This is a genomic window from Emticicia sp., from assembly GCF_049241225.1.
Lineage (GTDB): Bacteria > Bacteroidota > Bacteroidia > Cytophagales > Spirosomataceae > Emticicia.
The window spans coordinates 2,976-8,809 of sequence record NZ_JBMLRC010000214.1 but is presented as its reverse complement, the minus strand read 5'-3'; the positions used below and the strand labels follow the sequence as shown (position 1 = coordinate 8,809).

7 protein-coding genes are annotated in these 5,834 nt (G+C 37.4%); 5 read left to right on the top strand and 2 right to left on the bottom strand.

The features are described from left to right. Together ACOVO2_RS11895 and ACOVO2_RS11890 are read left to right on the top strand one after the other, a co-directional pair. Window positions 1–740, top strand: a 740-nt coding sequence (locus ACOVO2_RS11895) for a ribose-phosphate pyrophosphokinase (RefSeq protein ID WP_421770183.1), incomplete at its 5' end; no start/stop codon positions are given. 87 nt (window positions 741–827) lie between these two features. Beyond that, window positions 828–1,388: a 50S ribosomal protein L25/general stress protein Ctc gene (locus ACOVO2_RS11890; protein WP_188765319.1), complete on the top strand. Its 561-nt coding sequence runs from the start codon at window positions 828–830 to the stop codon at window positions 1,386–1,388. Between the two features lie 152 nt (window positions 1,389–1,540). On the opposite strand, the gene ACOVO2_RS11885 is transcribed toward ACOVO2_RS11890, so the two are convergent. Next, window positions 1,541–2,002 carry a DUF2452 domain-containing protein gene (locus ACOVO2_RS11885; protein ID WP_350266800.1) on the bottom strand — a complete coding sequence of 154 codons (462 nt, stop codon included), beginning with the start codon at window positions 2,000–2,002 and terminating at the stop codon, window positions 1,541–1,543. 285 nt (window positions 2,003–2,287) lie between these two features. On the opposite strand from ACOVO2_RS11885, the gene ACOVO2_RS11880 reads away from it, so the two are divergent. From ACOVO2_RS11880 to ACOVO2_RS11870, 3 genes are all read left to right on the top strand, one after another. Then, window positions 2,288–2,803, top strand: a complete 516-nt coding sequence (locus ACOVO2_RS11880; RefSeq protein ID WP_421770182.1) for a ubiquinol-cytochrome c reductase iron-sulfur subunit — start codon at window positions 2,288–2,290, stop codon at window positions 2,801–2,803. A 71-nt stretch (window positions 2,804–2,874) separates the two neighbouring features. Beyond that, window positions 2,875–4,011, top strand: coding sequence for an AMP-binding protein (locus ACOVO2_RS11875; protein ID WP_421770181.1), 1,137 nt, complete (start codon window positions 2,875–2,877; stop codon window positions 4,009–4,011). Then, window positions 3,977–4,699 carry a hypothetical protein gene (locus tag ACOVO2_RS11870; protein ID WP_421770180.1) on the top strand — a complete coding sequence of 241 codons (723 nt, stop codon included), beginning with the start codon at window positions 3,977–3,979 and terminating at the stop codon, window positions 4,697–4,699. The genes ACOVO2_RS11875 and ACOVO2_RS11870 overlap by 35 nt, the downstream gene beginning before the upstream one ends. A gap of 122 nt (window positions 4,700–4,821) precedes the next feature. Here the strand turns inward: ACOVO2_RS11870 and ACOVO2_RS11865 are convergent. Further along, the coding region (locus ACOVO2_RS11865; protein WP_421770179.1) for a methionine aminotransferase at window positions 4,822–5,834 on the bottom strand (1,013 nt) is incomplete at its 5' end.

Genomic DNA, 5,834 nt, shown 5'->3' with positions numbered 1-5,834 from the left:
TGCTCATTGATGCCGCTCGCCGAGCTTCGGCTCACTATGTTTGTGCAGTTATTCCTTATTTCGGATATGCTCGCCAAGACCGCAAAGATAAGCCAAGAGTGGGTATTGCTGCGAAATTGATTGCCAATATGCTTACAGCCGCAGGTGCTGACCGAGTAATGACAATGGATTTGCATGCTGGCCAGATTCAAGGTTTCTTTGATATTCCGGTTGATCACCTTGAAGGGACTTCAGTTTTTGTTCCATATCTGAAATCACAGAATTTAACAAATCTTAAGTTTGCTTCTCCTGACGTTGGTGGGGTTTCTCGTTGCCGCAAATTTGCTTCATTTTTTGATGCCGATATTGTGATTTGCGACAAACACCGCAAAAAGGCCAACGAAATTGCTTCTATGCAATTAATCGGAGATGTTGAGGGGTCGGATGTGATTTTGGTTGATGACTTAATTGATACGGGTGGTACGATTTGTAAAGCAGCCGAATTGATTTTATCGAAAGGAGCAAAATCTGTTAGAGCTTTTTGTACGCACCCAGTTTTATCAGGCAAGGCCAATGATAATATTTCAAACTCGGTTCTCACAGAATTGATTGTGACTGATACGATTCCATTACGCCAAGTAAACGAAAAAATTAAGGTTCTTTCGGTTGCCGAATTATTCGGAAAAGCCATCGGGCGAATCCGTGATAATGGCTCAATCAGCACTTTATTTATAAATAATCAACAAATTTTAGGGCTTTAATTCCTAAAGATTGTGCCTTTAACTGAACTCTCAAGGCACGATATACACTAAAAAAACTCCGATTTGAGAGTAAGGAGAAAAAATAAAATGAAAAAAGCAGAGATTGTAGGGTATAACAGAGCGAATCTCGGTCGTACTGCATCGCAAGAATTACGTGGTCAAGGAATGGTTCCGTGTGTATTATACGGAGGAACTGAGCAAGTATCTTTTTACGTACCACAGTATTTATTCCGTCCGTTGTTGTTTACTCCTGATGTTTATGAAGTAACAATCAACATCGAAGGTAAAATCTACACTGGTATTTTACAAGATTCTCAGTATCACCCAACTACTGACCAAATTATCCACGCTGATTTCTTAGAAATCACGCCAGATAAGGTTATCAAAGTTGCAGTACCTGTTAAGTTACATGGCCCGTCAGAAGGTCAAAAGAAAGGGGGTAAATTGGTTCAAAAAATGCAAAAAATCCGTGTTCAAGGACCAGCTAAGAACATCCCAGATTATATCAACATTGATATTAAAGATTTAGATTTAGGTAAATCAGTGAAAGTTGGTACTATTGCAGAAATCGAAGGAGTGAAAATTTTGGAAGCTGCGAGCAATCCAGTTGCCTTTATCTCTATTCCTCGTGCATTGCGTGGTCAATAATCAATCGAGATTACTTATTTTGTGGGGCGAACCGAGCAACAATTGCTTTTGGGTTCGCCCTTTTTTTGTGCGTATAGTGAGAGTTGATTAAATATAAACACTATTAAAAAAGGCGAACAGGATGTGGCCGTCGCACGGTTCGCCTCACATATTTAATCTAAATCAATGGTATCAGTTCGGTCGTCTTCCTGAAAAAACTCTACTTTCCAAGTGTGGTCGGCCAATAAAAACACTTTCGCCAAAAATTGATTGAAGGGAAATTTTCTTCCCCATTCGTTTGGAGCAACCATCGAAAGAATATCCGAGCCATCTTTCTTTTCGTATAAATAATAGATATGCCCAATAATTGGCTCAAAACCCATCACGGCATCATAGATTCGCTCCGAAACTTCAATTCTGTTTTGCACTTCTTTGGCTTGTTGAGCAAGCAACTCCATTTGGCGATAAATCTTGTTTATTTGTTCATGCGTTTGCTGACGCATCGCCAATTGTGCTTTCCCCTTTACTTTGCCCATATCTTCGGGGCGAATTACTGCACCACCTGAGGTATGAGCGTATTCAAGCAAACCAGGATTTTCGGCAACTTTTATTTTATCTATTGGATTGTGTTCCATCTTTAGGCTTCATTTTATGTTTTATTGAATCCATAAATTGATTTTTGATGCTGGAGGGCAAATCTATTTATGACTCAAAAATGATAAATAATCTATTTTTTGCAAATATAATGGATAAAAAAACTATTAAAATAAAAATTAGTGTATTTATTATCCAATATTAAATGATTTTGAGGAATTAAATACTTTTAAATATCAACAAGTAGAAGTTTGTATTTGTTTAATTATTTCGATATTTTTGAAAACATATCTTGAATATAATCGTTAAAAAACAAATAACAAAAGATGCAAGAAACTATGATGACCAATATCGAAACCGAACCAACAGAAAAAAAAGAAGTAACAAATACGATTGACCGCAAAGAGTTTATGCGACAAGTTGGACTCAGTTTTGGGGCAATTATGCTCATGAATTGTCTACAATCTTGCGGTGATGGAGGCGAAATTCCTGACCCAAATCCAACAGGAACTAATGGTAAATTAGATTTTACTATCAATATCAATGATGCAGCCTATTCAAATCTGAAAACAAAAGGTAGTTCGGTTGTCATACGAGCACAAAATGTAATTATCGCTCGCGTGAACGACACAAATGGCACTTGGATTGCAGTAGATTCGAGATGCACACACGAACAAACGACTGTTAATTACCGCCCTACGAGCAACGATTTTCTGTGTCCGAATCATGGTTCAACTTTTTCATCGACTGGAGCTGCAACCAAAGGTCCAGCTACTGCTCCTCTCACTCGCTATAATACATCTTTTGATGCAACTAATAATACTTTAAGAGTTTTTGCTTAATTTTGTATAGCAAAATATTTATTCAACCCTTCTCAGTTTGACAAATTGAGAAGGGATTTTTATTTTAAAATATGATTTTTTTAGAAAGAGATGGCTCTTGTATCAATACACAGCCCAATAATCCATACTACAAAAAAGTTTTTCAATTTAAAGAATTGTGGGAATCTGGCCAAGAAACCTTCGAGATTCAAACTTCTGGTTCGACCGGAACGCCAAAAACAATAATACTTCACCGCAAGCAAATGGTGGCATCTGTGAAAATGACTGCCAAGGCGTTCAACTTAGAAGAAGGCGATACTGCATTTTGTTGCTTAAATATTGACTATGTTGCGGGCATGATGATGCTCGTCCGTGCCTTTGAAATCGGAATGGATTTGGTGGTTGTTGAGCCAAAATCTAATCCGTTTGAAGATATTGAGAAGCATTTGTATATCCTAAAATCAAACCGTGGACATAATTTCTTTGCTTTTGTTCCACTTCAAATCCAAACATTGTTGGAGAGTAAGCCAATTTTTACGGAGATATTAGGTTCGGCTAAAGCCATTATTATTGGCGGAGCAGCTGTAAATGATTCGATTGTTGAGAAAGTACAGACTATTTTTCCGCCCGTGTATGTAACCTACGGCATGACCGAGACTATCACACACATCGCTACCAGACGTATCAATGGCTCAGAAAAGGAAGATTTTTTCAATACCCTCGATGGCGTTGATATACAACTCAATGACGAGAATTGTTTGATGATAAAGTCTAAAACTACTGGTAATGAGTGGATTACGACAAATGATGTAGCCGAAATTATCAACGGAAGTAGTTTTATTCTACACGGAAGAATTGATAATGTGATTAATAGTGGAGGAGTGAAGATTCAGTTGGAAAAGGTCGAAAAAGCGGCCGAAGGAATATTAAAAAAACTTTCAACTCATGAACAAACTCTCAACGGAAGATATTTTGTGTTTAGCCTGCCCGATGAAAAACTCGGTGAAAGACTAATTTTTGTACTTGAGAAAGAGTTAAATCAGGCCTTTCCGAGCAAAGATGATGCAACTAAGATAGATATTCTGCAAGGTTTCAAAGAAATTTTGCCTAAATTTGAAGTTCCGAAGGAAGTGTTTTTTGTAGAAAAACTAATTGAAACACCAACGGGAAAAATTGATAAAATTAAAACGATAAATGCCTACGTTCTCCCTCAAATATCAAACGGCTGAAAATATTCCAGCACCTTTTGCCCATGCCATTGAGATAAATGGAAGTTTTGACCAAGATTTAGATATAAGTTTTGAGCTGACATACCTCGACCGTGAAGACCTTACCGAAGATGAAATTTTGGAAGAAGGATTCACAACTAACGACAATTTCACTTGGAAAGGTACATTGCCAAAGGTTTGGTCGGATGTAGTTTTTGGCAGTCTGAAATCGGCTAATGAGTTGCAAATCAAGTCATTAGAGCCTCATCAGGATTTTTGGCAAGTGGAGTTTGACGGCAAAAGTTTTTATCCAAAAAACACGGATGCTTTTAAATACCTGATTGAAGAAATACAGCAGGCGGTTTATGAAAAAGCTGGCAAAGAAGCGGCTTTGAAATTGACGTATTTGAAAAATCAATCGGGTGAAAATGTTGAGGTCTTTGTGACGGCTTCGTTTGTAGATAGAAAACTACAATTAGTCAGAACTAATAATATTGACGGAAGTAGTGAAACCAAGGTTTTAGTTTGGGACGAGCTCAACTACATTCTCAAAAATACATTTTCTGGCGAATTTGAAGCAGATTTTGCCCACGGAACCAAGCCATCGCATAAAGGTTTATTTCTAAATGCAGGTGATGAACTTTGGTATGAAGTAGGAAAATCACTATTGATTCAGCCAAACAAGATATTGAAGATAATGAAAATGTGATGCTATTATCATTGGCACGCTGATGATACGGATACTTTGTAACGCTGATTTACACTGATAATCAGTTAAAATCGGCGTTGGTACATCCGTTTAATCAGCGTGCCAATAAATGGATGTAGAATTTACAACCTACAAAGCCTCTCAGCTGCTCGTTCGAGCATTTCATCATCTTTCGCAAAGCAAAATCTTAGTATTTTATTGTCAATTTTATCGGCATAAAATACCGAAATCGGAATAGAGGCAACGCCAATTTCTTTTGTCCACCTTACTGCTAAATTATAATCTGATTCGTCAGTTATATTTTTATAAGAAACCATCTGAAAGAAACTTCCCTCGGCAGGAATCCATTCAAATCTTGAATCTTTTATCCAATTAATAAATTTATCTCGTTTTTCTTGGTAAAATTGTGTTACTGAAAGATAATTATCTGGCTCTTTCAAGAAATCAGCAAAAGCGTATTGGAAAGGAGTTGGGCAAGAAAACGTAATCCATTGATGGGCTTTTCTAAACTCAGCCGATAATTCTTTGGGGGCTAAACAATACCCAAGTTTCCAACCAGTTGTATGAAAAGTTTTGCCAAATGAGCCACATACAAAAGTGCGTTCTTTCAAATCGGGGTGCATAGCCGGTGAAAGGTGTTTGCGGCCATCAAAAATAATATGCTCATAAACTTCATCCGAAACCACAAAAATATTACTGCCCTTTAGTATTTCTGCCAATGAATTAATATCACTTTGCGTAAGACATTTACCAGTCGGATTATGTGGTGTGGTGAGCATAATCGCTTTGGTTTTTTCCGTAATTTTAGATTTAACCACTTGCCAATCAATCTGAAAATCATTTTCGGGTGAAAGTGTCACATAAACTGCTTTTCCGCCGTTTAATTCTATACAAGGAACATAGCTATCATAAGCAGGCTCGAATACAATTACCTCATCATCTTTGTGAATGATGGCTGTCATGACTGCATAAAGAGCTTCCGTACAACCAGAAACGATAGTAATTTCATCGTTTGGGCTGTAAGAAAGTCCGTACGAATCAAATGTTTTCTGGGCAATCGCTTCACGTAAAGGCATAATACCCGCCATTGGAGCGTATTGGTTCATTCCATTTTTCATGTGATGATTGACCAATT